We start from the raw sequence: 17,921 nt of genomic DNA on the forward strand, positions 1-17,921 counted from the left end.
TTTTTTTTCATATTCTATCCTTTCTTTGTAAGCCTTTGCATTACTAGTATACCCATCATTTGCCTGCTAGGTAATAGTCACACTATAGGCAAAATTCTACAAATTATAGGTAGCCGTAAACTATACTTTGGAGAATAACATGTGATAATCTACTCCTACTAGAAGCGATAAGGAAAAAGAGGAGGTCTGACATAAAGGCCTACTCCTCTTTTTGATTTTTAAGTTGTATAAAGGGTTGATGCTGTCGCAATCAACTGCCATTGATTGGCCGGTATGGCAGGATACTTATCTGTTTGATAGTAATCACTAAATGGTAAAATCTCAACTTCCAGTTCCTCAATAGATTCGATGTCACCTGATAAATAATCACTGACCCGATAGGTTGCTCTTTCAATTCTAGCAGACAGACCACCCAGTCTCAGGTCGACAGTATCTAGACCGAAAATCTTGTTTTCTTTTTGCCATTGGTGACTGTAAACTTTTTTGAAATGCGCTAGGGACACTTGTAAATCTTGAAGTTTTGATAAGCCGGAAGCTAACTCCAGTCTCTTTTGATCCTGGTAGGCCTTCCGAATTTCGGCTGTCACTTCAATTTTTCGGGCTAAGAGTCTGCAAAGCGCCGCCTGAGTCTCAAATAGATAGCCCCAAGTCTGGCTTTTGAGTTTAATCTCTGTTAGAAGCGCAGCTTTTTTCCTAAAATAAGCAGCATCCTCGAAGGGAAGAGAATGTTTTTGCAAGAGGGGGCAAAGGACATCCTGATAGAGCAGGTAGCGACTAGGATTGATACCGCTTTGTTGGCGAAGACCGTCATGGTGAGGGTTACTTGGGGGGATATTTGCCGCGTCGAGGGCTAGAAAATCGGTTTGTGAAAGTCCAAACAGCAAGCGACTGTGACTTTCAGCCAAGTCAGTATTGTTATGATATGCCAGTTCAGACCAAACCAACAAGGTCGGTAGGATGGCAAAGGTTGAAGCCTCTGCCCCATTATCACCCCAGGCAGTAATAAGAACTTCTTTAATTTGATTTTTCTGACAAGAAGCATGGGCCATGGGGGCAATATACAAACTAAAATCATTATCAGGCGTGTAGCCGGTCCATTTCCAAGCACCTCCGGCAAAGGCAATCTCTTTACCCAGTTTGGCATGTTTCTGAAAACCACTATCATAAGCTTCTTGACTTGTCTGGTAATAATCCCAATTAATTATGGTCACACGCGCCATCATTTTTTCCAAATAGACTTTGATTTCTTGCTCTTGCTTAGTCTCTTCTCCTTCTGACTCTAGTAATTGGAAGAACATATCACTCCACATGCTACATGAAAAACCATACTTTTCGGCGATATCTAAAACACGTTCTAGGTGACGACACATAATCAGACTACGGTTTTGAAAGCCATTATCAGCCAAGTACTGTCCTAAGCCAATTTGAAAGGCCTCATCCATACCGATATTGATTTTTCTAGTTTGCAATTGCGACATGGTCTTGAACATATCATCAATCAAGTCATAGGTCTTCTCGTTTCCACAAAGTAAGATGTTATCAACATCTTTAATGGCTTGAATACTTTTTTGCTCCCACCTTAAATAGGAATGTAGGTGAGCCAGAGTTTGAATACAAGGAACAAAAATCATCCCATAAGAAATAGCACAGGCCTCAATCTCTTCCAGTTCTGCTTGTGAGTATGCACCTCGGAAATAGCCAAAGTAAGGATGACCCTCAATTTGATAAGTATCTTCCATGTAGAGTTGGAAACTGGAATAACCCATCATGGCTAAGAGAGCAATCAACTTTTTAGCAGCAGCTACCGTTAAAACAGCATTCCGAGAAACATCCGCCATAAAGCCTAAATCACGATAAAGACAGTTTTCTTCAAGCTCAAATACTTCTGTATCTTTTTGGAATTGCTGGGCTAATAAGAGGAGCCCCCTATAGAGCATGTGTTGCTTAGGTGCCCTGATTAGAAAGCCTCCTGCAGTCTTCTTGACACTTAAACTTGGACTGCTAGAATCCACTTGTATAGAGATCCGGCCACTCGTAATACCTAAGTGCCGAGCTGTTCTTAGAAAAGTTTCTTCTTTTAATGTTTCAGGCAAGTCAAATACAAGTGTCATCCTATCCTCCTATTGAAATATATTCATGTAGGCCCCAATTAAATTAGCATCTTGATGGTAGTGACAGGCTTCAATAACTGGGGCAACAGGGAAGCCATCATAAGTATTAGCTAAATCAGTCAGTTTATTTTCTAACATTTTTATAAAGGCTGCATTTTGGCTAATGCCACCACCTAGAAAAATCTTTTCTGGATCACAGAAATAATAGAGGTTCATCATGCCAATAGCCATGTTGTTTACCATCTGCTCAATAGCTTCTTGACAGACCTGATCTCCTTTAGCTGCTTCATCAAAAATAAGTCGGCCATTCCAGTCAAGGTCACGATCTGAAGTCGCTTCAACTCTCCTAACCAAACTAGCTGTAGAAGCCAATTGTGACCAGTTTTGCATTGGTTTTTCTTGGTGATCAATAATCATACAACCGAATTCACCGGCATAAGCCTTTTGTCCAGCAATTAAGTGACGGTTAATAATCAAAGCACCACCGATTCCAGTTCCACAGACCACACAGATGAAATTCTGAATATCTTTACTAACTGCCATCTGACTGAGTCCAACACAGTTAGCATCATTTTCCATAAAAATAGGAACTTGATAAGACCCTAAGAGCTCGTACCATGAAGGTCCATGAATATAAGGAACTGCACTAATCCCCATAATAATTCCGGATTTTTTATCAATAGCACCAGGAAAGCTGATTGAAATGGCTGAGAAATCCTTTTTCTCTAAGCAATGGGACATAAATGCCAATAATTCTTCTAAAGATTTGGGTGTCGCAGTCTCTGCCTTACCTTTTAAGACTAAATCCTGACCAATTTTAGCAAATTTCACACCAGTTCCACCTACGTCAAAACATGCAACTGTCATCTCAATTCTCCTTTATGATTTCTGTTCTAATTTCTTGAGCTCTTAAGTCTGGATGCAATAACCCAATTAGCTCTTCTAAGAGGTTAAGACCCTGAGCCTGATGCTCTAAGGACACCTTTTCATCCCCTAAATTGACATAACGTAAAAGCTGACAACTTAAATCTTCACTAGTCTTAAGAGCTGTTACATTGAGGCGTTGATTTTCAAGTGCAGGGTGTTTGAAGGCTTGATGATTAAGCTCTATGTCCCCATCCTGAATCTTGATTTGTTTACCAATCAAATCCGTCTGGAAAGCCTGAGCCCTTTGAATGGCCGCAAAACAATCTTGGCTAGCATGTTTTTCAATGCTAAAGTCAAGCTTGAATCGGCGGTGGCATTGCGCTTCTGACGTTGGGAAATAACCCCAGTCACCTAATTCCCCAACTGCCCTTAAAAGAGTTAAGGCAATTTTGTGATTATCCAAAATTTCGTATTCAAACAGGCCCTTACTTGAAACCGTCATAGCTTCATCTTGATTATCTAATTGAATAAAAGTCCGATGTCTTTGCGGATTACTTGGATTTTCCCAAGTGGAATGGACATGATTTGGTCGTTTAATCCGTTCAAAAATAGAATCCGCATAATGATGGTCACTAGTGATGCCAAAATCAAAAATCACGCGCAGTCTATGGTCATCCATAGCATTCTTAAAATGACAAGAACATTCTAATCTTTCCTGACCAGCATAAAGCCGTAATTCCGTTTCCAGGATTAATTCTTGCAAATCAGTAGAACGTTGAGCCTTACGATTTCTGAATTCAATCAGTTTCTGCTGTTCTTCCAGCAAAATATCATCCATTGATTTTGGAATCAGCAAACGATGAACCACTTTAGCCTTTGATAATTGCGGATTTTGTTCCGTCACCTCAAATGAGACTAGTTCCGATAAGACAGGCTTGTCTCCTTGGGGAGCCTTATGAACGTACTCGTTGCCCAAATCCCCACAATCCTCAAACTGCATAAAGTTGACATAACGTTGTCCACTTCCTTTATTCTCCCAGACCAAGTGACCATTCTCATCGGCAGAAACGCTAATCAGATCATTCTCAAGGGCAAAAGCTGTTTTTGAAGATTCTTTTTCGACTTTTGCCTCTTTTTTAAGAGAATAGCTGCGCCATGAAAAGGCAGCTAAGCCCTCAACCACAAAACTGACTTGGATTTTGCGAGCGAAGTTGGCAGAGCGGAAAGCATTTTTCGGCAAATAATAGTTAAAGTGGGTGCCTAAATCCACAATCTTAGCTGTCACAGGCTTGTTATCACTGGTGAAGAGAGCTAAAGATGACAGATCCAAATCAGCCATGTTTTGGTAGTGTGTTTCCAATTGCCCATCACGAAAGTCCTCTTGATCAATAATCAATTCCATGCAAATTTCTTGGCTTTTGTTTTGAGCTGAGGTATTAAAGACGGTCAAAGGCCAACCTTCTAATTGAGAAGAATCGACTCTAGCACTCCATTTGTCAAGAATATCTTGACAAAGATAGTGACCAACTTCTTGAACTTTCTCGTAACGGGTTTCCATTTCACGGTGGACAGCATCGACACTACAACCACAAATACTATCATGAGGGGCATTTTGCAAGAGTAATTTCCAGGCATAACGTAATTGATCTTTAGGATAATCGGCACCCGTCATCACAACAAGTGGTTCCACCACTTTTTCTAAAAGATTTTCAGATCTTGCTTGAGCTTTTTTAAGATAAATACGAGAGGAAGCGGTATTAGCTAAGGTATACCAGCCATCCGTTTCCTGACTAATCAGTTCCCCTTCAACCTCAGATAAGTTGTCCAGTAATTCCGCTTTTACTGCTGAAATATAGTCCTCAAAATTGCTATGTTTAAAAGAGATTTCAGGATAGAGTTCTTGGGCTAACTTGATGGCCTTACTTAAGTCTTTTTGCACGGGTTGATGATCACAACCGTTCATCATTAAGAGATGTGATGTAGAAGCATACTGTCTCACATCGGCTAATTTTTGATCCCAAAAGGCTTTTGCGGCTCCCTTTTCACTTGGAATTTCATTACCATTACTATACCAGTTGGCAAATAATATTCCTAAGACTTGGCTACCATCTGCACCTTTCCAATTCATTTCAGAAAAATGTGATTGAAACTGCTCATCAGCTAGTAGTTGATTATCAAAGCCAACCGGTTTAACCCCGCGACCAAAGAAGGCCACATCGACACCAGCTGCTTGCATCAGTTGCGGAATTTGACCGACATTACCAAAAGTATCCGGATAGTAACCAATTTTAGGGGTCGGACCCCATTCTTTACTTTCCAAGTGACCAATCAAATGGTTACGGACATGGGCTTCTGATGAAATGAGAAAATCATCTTGAAGAATGTAAAAGGGGCCAATAATCAGTTTACCTTGGTCAATATATTTTTTTAAGAGTTCTCGATTTTGGGGTCTAATTGCCAAATAATCCTCTAAAACAATGAGCTGACCATCCAAATGGAAGCTCTTAAAATCAGGATCCATCTCAAAGAGTTCAAAAAGATCATCAAACAATTCAACCAAGCGCATGCGATGTTCTTCAAAAGGTAAATACCATTCGCGATCCCAATGGCTATGAGAAATAATATGTACCGTTTCTTTTTCCATTTCAGTCCTCATTCAATTCTAAGTAATCCAAAACCAATTCACAGAACATCATATTGGCCCAAGAGAACCATTCTCTTGAGAAAAGCGTTGGATCATCAACGTGGAAACTTTCATGCATAACCCCTGTACCACCATCACAGGCAACCATGGTATCGAGGATGGCTGCTTTTTCAGCCTTATCATGTGTTGTAAGCCCCTCAATTGCTAAAGCTATTGGCCAAATATAGCGGTGGAAAGTATGACTACTTCCTAAACCTTGGGCATAAGTTCCTTGATAGAAATAGGGATTTTCTGGGCTCAAAATGGTTTGTCGTGTCGCTTGATATATAGGATCATCAATTGCGCAATAGCCTAAATAAGGTGCCGCAAGTAAACTTGGGACGTTAGGGTCATCCATGACTGAGGCATTACCAAAGCCATCGACTTCATAGGCGAAAATACTTTGACCTGACTTGTTACGGATAATACCAAAATTCTTGATACCTTCATCAATTTCTTGTTCCAAAGTCATAATAGCTTGATAGAGGTCTTCTTCTTCACCTGGGAAAAGCTTGTCCAATATTTCTCGGACTTGCTTCAAGACAACGACAGCAAACATGTTTGACGGAATCAAATAAGAGTACTGGCAAGCATCATCACTGGGACGAAAAGCTGACCAAGTCATGCCCGTATAAGCACATTCAGGTCCTTTACCACCGTTAACAAGGGTGTCTTCTTGGCGGTCTGTCCGGCGTTCAAATTGGTAGGGTGAGTTCTGATGCCTTTGTTCCACTTGCCAGACGGAAACAATTTTTTCCAAAGCTTCGAAGAAGGTGGCATTAAATTGACCAGTCTCACCAGTTCTTTTCCAAAGTAAATAAGCCAGTTGGAGGGGATAACAAAGGGAATCAACCTCATACTTGCGTTCCCAAATCCAACCCGTTAATTCCGTTTGGTCGGTCTCATGATGACCGTTCCAATTGTCAGCCATATTAAAGGAATTAGCATAAGGATCATGGCAGACAAAATCCAATTGTCGCTCAATCAAACCTAAAATAGTTTCTCTTAAAAGTTCATCATCCTTAGCTAAGGCAATATAGGGTTTGACTTGGGCAGCGGAATCTCGTAACCACATGGCAGGAATATCACCAGTCAAAATAAAGACAGTCCCATCATCTAACTTAGTCATGGTTTTATCCAAGGTATTGGTAAAACACTTCTCAAAGACTTGAGCCCATTTGGGATGATTCTTTAATTTATTCGCAATCATTTCTAGCCAAGCTTGGCTTTTTTCTTTTGTATAAAGCATCCTATTCTCCTTATTCTATAGTTTCCTAATGCTAGTGTAAAAAACTTTACTGGCAAATCCTATACACAAATTAAACCCCTTTTTACACAAATAATGTTTGTCCAAAAGTGAGACTTCCAAAGCTTTTCATTTGGGCTATAATAAAGGAAAAGATAGAATGAGGAGCTTACGATATGTCTTCAATTGTTGAAACTATTGACACACGACTAGGAACTTATAATTCTCATGCTTTTTCCAATGGGAATGCCCTCCCTCTTACCAGCTACCCTTTTGGCATGAATGCTTTTGCCTTACAGACGACTGATCAAAACGGTAACTGGGTGGTTTAATCCCTATGAACCTGTCTATCAAGGGATTCGTCTCAATCACCAACCAAGTCCTTGGATTGGCGATTTTTCTCAATTTTTAATGACTCCCATTGTTGGTCAACTTCATGGTGATAGTCTCTTTCATCGCCAGTCCAGCTACCAACTCGATACTGCTATTTTTCAGCCTAACCTTTTAGAAATCACTTCAAATCGCTATCGTTTGACAACGCGGCTAACCCCTAGTCTCTACGGTGCCAATATACAAGTAGAAGCTGAAGAATTACCGGTAAGTTTGACCTTTTTTGCACCCGAACAAACAAGCTATACTTTTTTGAGCAAGCGTCAAATCCAGGTAAAAGTCACCAATGCTAGTCAGGTTCAATCCCCTAATTTTGCTATGTACATCAGCATGTCATTTGATAGTGATATCACTTTTTGTCACCCTATTTTAAGTGAGGAGACCTTAGAAATGGGACAAAGTCTGACGGGAAAAGACCTCCACTTCCAAGTGAATTTTGCCAGCAAAGCTATTTCTTGTCAACTGGCCACTTCTTTCATCAGCTCCCAGCAAGCCGAGCTCAATTTGGAGCGCCAAGCTGATTTCACCAAAACACAAGAAGAAACTAAGGCTAAATGGGATCAATTATTAGGTCGTCTGGAAATTAAAGACCGCAAAAAAACGCAAGAAAAAACTCTTGCCTATCACTGTCTCTACCGGACTTTGCTTTTCCCGCAAACCTTTTATGAGTTGGATGCTCAGGGCCAGCCAATTCATTTTGATAGTCAAAGTCATGGACCTAAGGCTGGAAAGATGTTTACCAACAATGGCTACTGGGATACTTTCCGAAGCAATTACCCACTATATTCTCTGCTCTACCCAGATTATTTGACAGAATTTTTGGAAGGCATTTTGCAGTTTTATCACGATACCCATTTTCTGCCTAAGTGGTTGTCTCCGGACGAGCGCAATGTCATGCCGGGCACCTTGGTTGATGGGGTCATCGCCGATGCTTGCAGTAAGGGTATTGCCCCCGATTTAATGCCTGACTTATTTGAGGCCATGCTGGCCAATAGCCAAGCTTCTGACCCTGCTGGCTTGCATGGTCGAGCGGGAAATGCTAGCTATCAGGAACTGGGCTATCTGCCGGCAGAATTCACAGAATCTGTTAGCCATAGTTTAGACTATGCCTATAGTGAGTGGTGTATTGCCACCGTAGCGGATGCTCTAGGAAAAACAGAAATTGCTAAGGAATACTTTACCAAAGCGCAGTCTTATCGCCAATTATTTGATAAGAAAACAGGCTATCTACGAGCCAAATCTGCTCAAGGACAATTTTCGGATAGCTTTAATCCTTATGCTTGGGGCAAAGATTATGCCGAGTCTTCAGCTATCCATGCGACTTTAGGCGCCTATCATGATATGGATGGTCTAGTGGACTTACTTGGCGGCAAGAAGCCATTTACCGACTATTTAATAAATCTCTGCAATGATCAGCCCATCTTTAAGCCAGATAACTACGGATTTGAAATTCATGAAATGAGTGAAATGTCACAAAGGTCATTTGGTCAATTAGCCTTATCCAATCAGCCAAGTTTTCATATTCCCTATCTCTTTCATTGGTCGGAAAAACCTGAGTACTGCAGCTTACTCATAAAGCAAGTGCGTCAGGAACTTTTTGATACTAGTTTCCAAGCCTTCCCAGGTGATGAAGATAATGGCTCTATGGCAGCCTGGTACCTCTTTTCATGTCTTGGTTTCTATCACGTTTGTCCCGGAACTGGAAAATACCAACTAGGCATTCCCCAGTTTACAGAACTGATTCTGCATCTACCATCTGGTAACGAAATCCAAATCACCTGTCAAAATAACCAAAACCACTACTACTTTGTGGATTCTGTTCAAATAGATCAAAAAGCAATAACTGAATTAAAACACCAAGACTTAATTAAGAGCAGTAAGTTAACTTTCAGATTAAGTTTGTTACCGAAGTCCAATTGAGGATTTGTAAAACAATAACTAGATGAAAATAATAGGCTTCCGTCTTATAAAAAGTCAAAAATTTAGCATTTTTTCTGATCAAACCAAATCAATACAATCAAAAAACCTTCTACCAATCGGTAGGAGGTTTTTTCAAGGAGGTGCTATTTTACTTGGTGGTGGATGGCCGCTGATTGTACGGTTTGGCCATTGTAGCTGGCTTTGACACTGTAGTCGCCACTTGGGTAGCCGGTCAGGTCAAACCAGGCAGTCATGCTTTGCCATCCAGCTTTTAATTCATAAGGGATGGTTGCTAGGACATTGCCTTGGCTATCCACCAATTGAATTGTGGCCTGTCCACCTTTTGCCAATTCAGGGCTGATGCCTAATTGACAGTCAATGATAACGGTATCTTTGCGCATTTGTGCATTTATGCTTAAGCCAGTAGTATTTGTCTGGCTAGTGCTTGCTTGAGGGGCTGTTCCTGTCTCTTGAGCAGCTACTTGTGGTGCTATTAATAAGCCACCAGCTGCTAGGGTAAGAGTAGCAATGAGGGTCATTGTCTTGTGATTTCTCATTTTTTTCATCTTTTTTCCTCCTTTTTCTCCTACTACTGCCATTGTATAGCAATAAAAAAGATATTTCAAGGAAAAACCATAGCTCAATTCATATAGGTGGTCACTAGTCACTTTCAAAACAAGACTTAATTAAAAAATTCCCGTCCAAGAAAAAAAAGGGATGATTTCATCTCCCTTTTTCCCTATTGGTTTCGACTTCTTGGATACACCATGCAATCAATTCTTCCAGTCTTTCCGTCTGACCGGTCATATCAAGAAAGCCCATGACTGCTTCAAAGCCTGTCGACATACGATAAGTGACCACATCCGCATTTTTGGCCTTGGTATGACTATTGGTATTGCGCCCCCGACGATAGATATCTTCTTCTTTTTCGGTTAATAGCTGAGCTTCTAACATCTTTTGAATCAGACTTGCCTGTGCCTTGGCAGAAACATAGCAAGTAGCCAAGTGGTGTAACTGACTAGGCTTGGTTTGCCCTGTAAAAATCAAGTGACGGCGGATATAATAAGAATAAACCGCATCCCCTTCAAAAGCTAGGGCAATCCCATTAATAAGATTGACATCCAAATCAGTCACGTGTCCACCTCACACCCTCTTTAGTGTCTAATAATTTAATGCCTTGGGCAGCTAATTGGTCTCTGATAGCATCCGCTTTGGCAAAATCACGCGCCGCCCGCGCCGCTTGACGATCAGCAATCAAAGCTTCGATATCCGCATCCAAGACTTCCTCTTGGAAAACAATGCCAAATACTTCGAGCATTTGACCAAATGCTTCTTTAATTTCTTGATCAAAATGACCAGAATTAATCCATTTAGCAAAATCAAAGACAACCGTAATGCCGTTAGCTGCATTAAAATCATCATCCATGGCTTCCGTAAAAGCAGCCACAAAGTCAGCTAACTGAGCTTTATCTTTTTGCTCTTGAAGCGGTAAGGTATAAGTGTTTTTTAAATATTTAAGGTTAACTTCGGCATCATGAATGGCTTTTTCTGTAAAATTAATGGGTTTACGGTATTGTTGAGTCGCTAAGAAAAAGCGCAATACTTGACCATCAACGGATTTCAACATGTCATGGACAGTGACGAAATTCCCTAAGGACTTAGACATCTTCTCATTATCCACATTGACAAAACCGTTATGCATCCAATAATTAGCGAAGGTGTGACCTGTTTTAGCTTCTGATTGAGCAATTTCATTGGTGTGGTGTGGGAACTCTAAATCCGCACCGCCACCATGAATATCAATAGTGTCCCCTAAAATTTCCGTCGCCATCACCGAACACTCAATGTGCCAGCCTGGACGGCCATCACTCCAAGGACTTGGCCAAGAAATTTCACCAGGCTTGGCCGATTTCCAAAGGGCAAAATCAAGAGGATTTTCCTTCAATTCTGTCTCAGCATCTGTCCGACCACTAGCTCCTACTTCAAGGTCTTCTAGGGTTTTATTGGCAAGCCTTGCATAATTCTCAGATTTGGTAACACGGAAGTAAACATCACCGGCCGACTCATAGGCAAAGCCTTTTTGAATGAGCTCTTGCACAAAAGCAATAATTTCCCCCATATAATCCATAACCCGTGGGTTCTGATTAGCTGGTTTAATACCTAATTGTTTAGTATCTTCCATAAAGGCAGCAATAAATTGATCCGCCAAAGCTTTTGGCGTCATGTCATTTTCAGTCGCAGCTTTAATGATTTTATCATCAACATCGGTAAAGTTGGAAATGTAGTTGACCTGATAACCACGGTACTCAAAATAGCGACGAATGGTATCAAAAGCCACAGCCGATCTCGCGTTTCCGATATGGATATAATTGTATACAGTTGGTCCACAGACATACATGCTCACCTTCTTATCAACTAAAGGTACAAATTCACGCAGGCTGCGAGTCAGGGTATCATATATTTTGATCATTCAATCTTTCCTTGGTTTCTATGGTCTTTTTATAATTTTGAGGAATAATATGATTCCTCACGTTGGTGTTCGATAGACTGAATTTGGATAATATCCTTTTGCCCATGAACACGGACGACTTTTGCTGGGACCCCAACAACAGTCACATCCTCTGGAACATCCGAAAGGACAACAGCAGCCGCACCAACCTTGGCATTGGCGCCAATTTCAATTGGACCAATGACTTGGGCATGCGCAGATACTAAGGCTCCGCGACGAACTGTCGGATGGCGTTTGCCACAATCTTTTCCTGTTCCTCCAAGGGTTACGCCATGATAAAGCATAACCCCTTCTTCAATTTCACTTGTTTCTCCGATGACAAGTCCTGCACCATGGTCAATAAAGACACCGGCCGCAATACTTGCTCCTGGATGAATTTCAATGTTGGTTAAAAAGCGCCAAAATTGACTATGCATGCGGGCCAACAGCTTAAAACCGTGATTCCATAAAAAATGGGATAAACGGTGGGCAGCTAAGGCCTTAATGCCTGGGTATGTTAAAACTACTTCTAAAGAGTTACGTGCGGCTGGATCTAACTCTTTGACAATAGCAATACTTTTTTTCCACCAGCCCATTTCTTCTCCTCTTATTTCTCGATGTCGGTCCAATCCATGAGGATCTGTTTCTCGTCAAAAGGATTAACGGCTACACCGACAGTTTCTTCAATTTCATTTTCGCCATTACGGGTTGGTAAATGTCTTCTATCTTCCATGTCATGATAACACCTTGAGCTTTACGAAAAGCTCCGCCAAAGTCTTCTTGGTTATACCACTTGGCAAATGAATCCAGATTAGAAAAGGCCGGAATATAAGACTTGCCTTCTGGGGTTGACATGGTTGGGAAGAATCGATCATATTTATCTTCACCAAGCACCTGAACAAAGGCCGGTACTAAGTAGACTTTGTCCATTGCGTCAGCTGCTAAGTTCTCCTCGCCCATTAGGGTATTCAAGATAGCGGTATAATTGTTGATAAACTGGATCATATCGCTACTTTTGAAAATGGTCGAATTACCAAAATCGCCTTTTTTCTTAAGATTGAAAACGAGGCCAGAAACACCAGATTTGATGACTTCTTCCAAGACAGCAATGGCAGAGCGCTCCAACCAATAGTGGCTTTGAGCACTCTTTTGTTGATCCTTGAAGAGGGCCATATCATCTTTGTCTGTGAAGACAGGGGTTACTTGAAGGCCCTCAATCTCAATGGCATAAGGTTCTTTGGCTGCCCAAACTGGAAAGTTGTGAAGGGCATTGACTAAGGCAACACTATCCAAAAAGTTGTCAGGGGCATTGATAAAAGCCCGTAAGCGTCTATCTAATTCATTCATAAGATTAGTCCTGTTTTTCTTCTTTGTTAGCTACTGGAGCTGGTTTGCTGGCAGCTTTGTCAAAGTCTTTTTTCTCTGGTTTTGGTGGGCGTGGGATCAAGGCTTTCATTGACGCATCAACACGACCTTTTTCATCAACTTTAATGACTTTAACATCAACTTCTTCACCAACTTCAAGAACGTCTGCTACATTTGCAGTTCTAGTCCAAGCAATTTCAGAAATGTGCACAAGAGCATCTGTCTTGTCAAAGAGGTTAACAAAAGCACCGAATTTTTCAATCCGAACCACTTTAGCATGATAAACTTCACCAACTTTAGCTTCACGCACTAAACCAGCAATAATTTCTTTTGTACGGTTGATAGCAGCTTGGTCGCTTGAGAAGATTTGAACCATACCTTCATCGTCGATATCAATTTTAACGCCTGTTTCAGCAATGATCTTATCAATGGTTTCGCCACCTTTACCGATAACGACCTTGATTTTATCAACATCAATTTTAATCGTGTCAATTTTTGGAGCTGTTGGGGCCAATTCGGGACGTGGTGCTGGAATAGTTGCTTCAATCAAGTCAAGGATTTCAAAGCGGGCTTTCTTAGCTTGAGCTAGCGCTTCTTCCAGAATTTGCGGCGTAATACCAGCAATCTTGATATCCATTTGAAGGGCAGTGATCCCATCGCGAGTACCAGCTACTTTAAAGTCCATGTCACCAAAGTGGTCTTCAAGACCTTGAATGTCAGTCAAAACAGTATAGTTAGTACCATCTGAGATAAGACCCATCGCAATACCAGCAACTGGCGCTTTAATTGGCACACCACCAGCCATTAGGGCAAGGGTACCAGCACAGATGGATGCTTGTGAAGATGAACCGTTTGATTCTAATACTTCCGCAACTAAACGGATAGCATATGGGAAGTCTTCTAAGCTTGGTAATACTTGTTCGAGGGCGCGTTCACCTAAGGCACCGTGACCAATTTCCCGACGACCAGCTGCTCCATAACGACCTGTTTCCCCAACTGAATATTGCGGGAAGTTGTAATGGTGCATAAAGCGTTTTTTATATTCATCAGCTAATCCATCAATAATTTGTGTTTCACCCATAGGTGCAAGCGTTAATACAGACAAGGCTTGAGTTTGTCCACGGGTAAAGAGACCTGATCCGTGAACTTTTGGTAAAAAGTCAACAACTGCATCAAGAGGACGGATTTCATCAATTTTACGACCATCAGGGCGAACTTTATCTTCTGTAATCAAACGACGAACTTCAGCATGTTCCATTTGTTCAAGAATTTCAGCTATATCACGCATGATAATGCCAAAGTTTTCATCTTCGACAAATTTTGCTTCGTATTCAGCTTTTACAATATCTTTAACTGCTTGCGTTGCTGCTTCACGCGCTTTTTTCTCTTCAACTTGAACAGCCGCTTGTAATTGACCATTATATTTTGCAATAATTTCAGCTTGCAAATCAGTATCAACTTGAAGCAATTCAACTTCCGTTTTTTCTTTACCAACCGCAGCGACAATCTCTTCTTGGAAGGCAATCAATTCTTGGATTGCTTGGTGTCCTTTAAGAAGAGCTTCTAACATGATGTCTTCAGAAAGTTCTTTAGCACCAGATTCAACCATGTTGATGGCTTCTTTGCTACCGGCAACCGTTAATTCTAATAGCGAAGCTTCAAGTTGAGCCTTGTTCGGGTTGATAATGAACTCGCCATCAATGTAACCCACTTGTACCCCTGCAATTGGGCCGTTAAATGGGATATCTGAAATTGATAGAGCAAGTGAGGAGCCAAACATGGCTGCCATCGGAGCGCTAGCATTTTCATCATAAGAAAGAACGGTATTAATCACTTGGATTTCGTTACGGAAACCTTCCGCAAACATTGGACGGATTGGGCGGTCGATTAAACGAGCAGTTAAAGTTGCATCTGTTGACGGACGACCTTCACGTTTCATGAAGCCACCAGGGAATTTCCCTGCGGCATACATTTTTTCCTCGTAATTGACTTGTAATGGGAAAAAGTCGCCAGTTGCCATTTTCTTAGACATGACAGCCGCTGTAAGAACAGTTGATTCCCCATAGCGAACAATTGTTGCGCCATTAGCTTGTTTGGCAACTTGACCAATTTCAACAACTAAAGGTTTACCAGCAAAAGTTGTTGTAAATGTTTGTTTTGTCATAAAATGTGTTCCTAAAATAAGTCTTGAAGAAAGCCTTTTAATCCCCAGTAAAACTTATTTTTCCTTTCAAAATATCTTTTTGCGATACGGTCTGGTTTTGCTACAAAAAGCAACCTAAGAAAAACTCTTAAACTCCTCTTTGTATCAAACAGTCGTATCTCTACAATTTTACCACAAAAAAAGGAAAATAGCACGGAAGTAAGCGACTCCAAACAGGAAAAAAGAAGCCCCTAAAGAGGCTTCTTTCAATCATTATTAATGCATTTTAGGATTAGTCTTCTAAAATTTTAAAACCAAGACTTGTAGAGTCTTTTAAAAACATTTGCACTGTTTCCAATGAGTATTGGTCCAAATCTTTGCCGGCCAATGGCAATTTGGCAATTAAATCACTGGTACATGTGATAATGTCAACACCAAGCGCATCCGCTTGATAAATATTAAATGTTTCACGAGGCTAGCCCAAAGTAATTCAATAGCTTCTTTTTCACGACAGATAGCTAGAGATTCTTCCATAATCGGCATTGGGTCAACACCAGTATCAGCAATACGACCTGCAAAAACAGAAACAATAGCTGGTACACCAGAAGTTAAATGATCAACCACAAGACGGGTTTGTTCAACTGTAAAGATAGCAGTTACATTCAATTTGATGCCTTTTTCAGACAACTCTTTAATTAAGTCGGCTGTCGAAATCCCTGTTGAGGTTGTCACCGGAATCTTAACGTAAACATTATCCCCAAGTTGAGCAATGCGTTCAGCTTCCTTGCGCATGGTATCAAGATCATCAGCGAAAACTTCAAATGAAACGGGGTATTCCGTAATTTTACTCAAAACATCTTTGGCAAAACCGATATAAGAGCCAATACCAGCTTTCTTCATCAAGCTTGGATTGGTCGTAAAACCAGTAACCAAACCAGAGTTCAAGTCATTGAGCATATTTTCTAAAACAGCACCATCTGAGTAAACTTTTACCTTTAATTTCTTTTCCATATTCCCTCCTTAGTTTTCCTCAACATTATTAATAGCTTGATCAGATTTAGACATAAAGCTTGGAATGATCAAAGCAAGCGCCATAACAGCAATAACAATGTAGATACCAACTTGACCAATTGAAGTGCCAAGACGACCTAACAAGATACCTAAGACACCAAAGTCAAAATCACCAAAGGTTGTGTTTGAGAAGCCGAGTTTTCCTAATACTGGTAATAGCATAGCTGGTAAGAAAGCTAGGAATAAACCGTTAACGAAGGCCCCAACAATAGCACCACGACGTCCACCAGTTGAGTTACCATAAATCCCCGCAGTCGCACCACAGAAGAAGTGAGGGACCATACCTGGAATAATAAGAACTCCACCAGCTGCGCCTAGAATGAGCATTCCAATTAAACCACCAACGAAACTAGAAGCAAATCCGAGAATAACAGCAGTCGGTGCATATGGGAAGAAAACGGCACAGTCAACAGCCGGAATAGCATTAGGAATTAACTTGTCAGCGATACCTTGGAAGGCAGGAATCAAGTCAGCAAGAATCATCCGAACCCCTGCATAAACCACTGCAACACCAACAGCGAAAGTTAAACCACTCTTAATAGCAAAAATAAATGGATTTTGACCAGCAGCTAATTTTTCAACAAAAGCTGGATCATGAAGAATAGATGCAATCGTCGCAATCAAGTAGAAGATAACCATGATTAAACCAGTTGAAATGGTTGTATTACGTAAGAAACTCCATTTTTCAGAAATTTCAAGGTCTTCTGTATCTTGACTACCCTTACCAACTAAACCACCAACCCAAGCAGAAAGATAGTAACCTAAAGAGCCAAAGTGACCCATGGCAATTTCATCTCCGTCAGTAACTTTAAGGGTATATTTTTGACCAATAGCTGGTGAAATAGCTGACCAAGCACCTAGTAGGAAACCACCTAAAAGAATTAGAACAGCACCTTTAAAGCCAACGGCACCAAGTACAGCTGACAAAAGACATGCCATAAAGAAACTGTGGTGACCAGTTAAGAAAATATATTTAAAACGTGTAAAACAGGCAAAGGCCAAGTTTAGCAAAAGACCAACAACAAGGATTGACATGGTTTCAACACCAAGAATCTTTTGAGCAACTGAAGTCACAGCTTCGTTGTTTGGCACAACACCAGTAATGTTAAAACCGTGTTCAATTAATTTTGATAATGGGTCCAAGTTTGACACAATGACACCGGCTCCAGCAGCTAACATTAAGTAACCAAGGATTGGTCCTAAGGTACCTGTTAAGACTTTATGCCATGGCGTTTTCAAAGCAAGTAAACCAGCACAAGCAATGAGTCCCATCAAGAAGGCAGGCTCTTTTAAAATATCTCTAAAAAATGATAGTAAGGCTTCCATTTTATACCCCTTTTTCTTTTAAATAATTAGTTTTGACCAGACATTTCTTTCAAGACCGGAACCAAATCTTCTTCAATTTTCTTCCGGTTGGTATAGCTTTTAACGATACATACTTTAGTACCTTCAGGGAAAATATCCTTGAATTCCTTAACTGTTACATAAAGATCAGCCCCTTTACCAACAGCTGCGTTGGAATCACATGATTCGGCATCCACTTCGATTCCTAAATCTTTAGCAATGGCTTCTACCTTCATGCGAAGCAATAGGCTTGAACCAATCCCATTTCCACATACGGTCACAATTTTCAACAT

The 17,921-nt window shown here is 40.8% G+C and carries 11 protein-coding genes and 3 pseudogenes; 1 reads left to right on the forward strand and 13 read right to left on the reverse strand.

The features are described 5' to 3' along the window. Positions 1-218: 218 nt before the first annotated feature. From AT575_RS07490 to AT575_RS07505, 4 genes are read right to left on the reverse strand one after another with little or no spacing between them, the layout of a single operon-like run. Positions 219-2,111 (reverse strand): beta-N-acetylhexosaminidase, encoded by a 1,893-nt coding sequence (locus AT575_RS07490; protein ID WP_102777815.1) that lies wholly within the window; start codon positions 2,109-2,111, stop codon positions 219-221. A 9-nt stretch (positions 2,112-2,120) separates the two neighbouring features. Then, positions 2,121-2,978, reverse strand: a complete 858-nt coding sequence (locus AT575_RS07495) for an ROK family protein (protein WP_102777816.1) — start codon at positions 2,976-2,978, stop codon at positions 2,121-2,123. 1 nt (position 2,979) lies between these two features. Beyond that, complete coding sequence (locus AT575_RS07500) at positions 2,980-5,622, reverse strand: alpha-mannosidase (RefSeq protein WP_102777817.1); 2,643 nt, start codon at positions 5,620-5,622, stop codon at positions 2,980-2,982. Between the two features lies 1 nt (position 5,623). Continuing rightward, positions 5,624-6,910 (reverse strand): glycoside hydrolase family 125 protein, encoded by a 1,287-nt coding sequence (locus AT575_RS07505; protein WP_102777818.1) that lies wholly within the window; start codon positions 6,908-6,910, stop codon positions 5,624-5,626. 173 nt (positions 6,911-7,083) lie between these two features. Between AT575_RS07505 and AT575_RS07510 the strand changes: the two are divergent. Beyond that, positions 7,084-9,217: pseudogene (locus AT575_RS07510) on the forward strand (GH92 family glycosyl hydrolase). Between the two features lie 143 nt (positions 9,218-9,360). On the opposite strand, the gene AT575_RS07515 reads toward AT575_RS07510, so the two are convergent. The 9 genes and pseudogenes from AT575_RS07515 to AT575_RS07555 all read right to left on the reverse strand — a co-directional run bounded on the left by AT575_RS07515 (position 9,361) and on the right by AT575_RS07555 (position 17,921). Then, the gene (locus AT575_RS07515) at positions 9,361-9,783 is read right to left on the reverse strand and encodes a hypothetical protein (RefSeq protein WP_174683097.1); all 423 of its coding nucleotides are present in this window, start codon (positions 9,781-9,783) and stop codon (positions 9,361-9,363) included. A gap of 157 nt (positions 9,784-9,940) precedes the next feature. Next, positions 9,941-10,351: a Mini-ribonuclease 3 gene (locus AT575_RS07520; RefSeq protein ID WP_102777819.1), complete on the reverse strand. Its 411-nt coding sequence runs from the start codon at positions 10,349-10,351 to the stop codon at positions 9,941-9,943. After that, positions 10,344-11,687: a cysteine--tRNA ligase gene (cysS, locus tag AT575_RS07525; RefSeq protein ID WP_102777820.1), complete on the reverse strand. Its 1,344-nt coding sequence runs from the start codon at positions 11,685-11,687 to the stop codon at positions 10,344-10,346. Before cysS ends, AT575_RS07520 begins: the two co-directional genes overlap by 8 nt. Before the next feature lie 29 nt (positions 11,688-11,716). Further along, positions 11,717-12,301, reverse strand: a complete 585-nt coding sequence (gene cysE, locus AT575_RS07530; RefSeq protein WP_102777821.1) for a serine O-acetyltransferase — start codon at positions 12,299-12,301, stop codon at positions 11,717-11,719. Positions 12,302-12,312: 11 nt separating this feature from the next. Further along, positions 12,313-13,052 (reverse strand): annotated as a pseudogene (locus AT575_RS07535) (SseB family protein). A gap of 4 nt (positions 13,053-13,056) precedes the next feature. After that, the gene (pnp, locus tag AT575_RS07540) at positions 13,057-15,234 is read right to left on the reverse strand and encodes a polyribonucleotide nucleotidyltransferase (RefSeq protein WP_102777822.1); all 2,178 of its coding nucleotides are present in this window, start codon (positions 15,232-15,234) and stop codon (positions 13,057-13,059) included. Between the two features lie 271 nt (positions 15,235-15,505). After that, positions 15,506-16,224 (reverse strand): annotated as a pseudogene (locus AT575_RS07545) (transaldolase). A 9-nt stretch (positions 16,225-16,233) separates the two neighbouring features. Beyond that, complete coding sequence (locus tag AT575_RS07550; RefSeq protein ID WP_102777823.1) at positions 16,234-17,610, reverse strand: PTS ascorbate transporter subunit IIC; 1,377 nt, start codon at positions 17,608-17,610, stop codon at positions 16,234-16,236. 26 nt (positions 17,611-17,636) lie between these two features. Further along, positions 17,637-17,921: a PTS sugar transporter subunit IIB gene (locus AT575_RS07555; RefSeq protein WP_102777824.1), complete on the reverse strand. Its 285-nt coding sequence runs from the start codon at positions 17,919-17,921 to the stop codon at positions 17,637-17,639.

Source organism: Streptococcus penaeicida (assembly GCF_002887775.1).
Classification (GTDB): Bacteria; Bacillota; Bacilli; order Lactobacillales; family Streptococcaceae; genus Streptococcus; species Streptococcus penaeicida.

Coding starts and splice junctions, on each gene's coding strand:
- AT575_RS07490 (WP_102777815.1), bottom strand. CDS start 2,111: ATGACACTTGTATTTGACTTGCCTGAAACATTAAAAGAAGAAACTTTT.
- AT575_RS07495 (WP_102777816.1), bottom strand. CDS start 2,978: ATGACAGTTGCATGTTTTGACGTAGGTGGAACTGGTGTGAAATTTGCT.
- AT575_RS07500 (WP_102777817.1), bottom strand. CDS start 5,622: ATGGAAAAAGAAACGGTACATATTATTTCTCATAGCCATTGGGATCGC.
- AT575_RS07505 (WP_102777818.1), bottom strand. CDS start 6,910: ATGCTTTATACAAAAGAAAAAAGCCAAGCTTGGCTAGAAATGATTGCG.
- AT575_RS07515 (WP_174683097.1), bottom strand. CDS start 9,783: ATGAAAAAAATGAGAAATCACAAGACAATGACCCTCATTGCTACTCTT.
- cysS (WP_102777820.1), bottom strand. CDS start 11,687: ATGATCAAAATATATGATACCCTGACTCGCAGCCTGCGTGAATTTGTA.
- cysE (WP_102777821.1), bottom strand. CDS start 12,301: ATGGGCTGGTGGAAAAAAAGTATTGCTATTGTCAAAGAGTTAGATCCA.
- pnp (WP_102777822.1), bottom strand. CDS start 15,234: ATGACAAAACAAACATTTACAACAACTTTTGCTGGTAAACCTTTAGTT.
- AT575_RS07550 (WP_102777823.1), bottom strand. CDS start 17,610: ATGGAAGCCTTACTATCATTTTTTAGAGATATTTTAAAAGAGCCTGCC.
- AT575_RS07555 (WP_102777824.1), bottom strand. CDS start 17,921: ATGTTGAAAATTGTGACCGTATGTGGAAATGGGATTGGTTCAAGCCTA.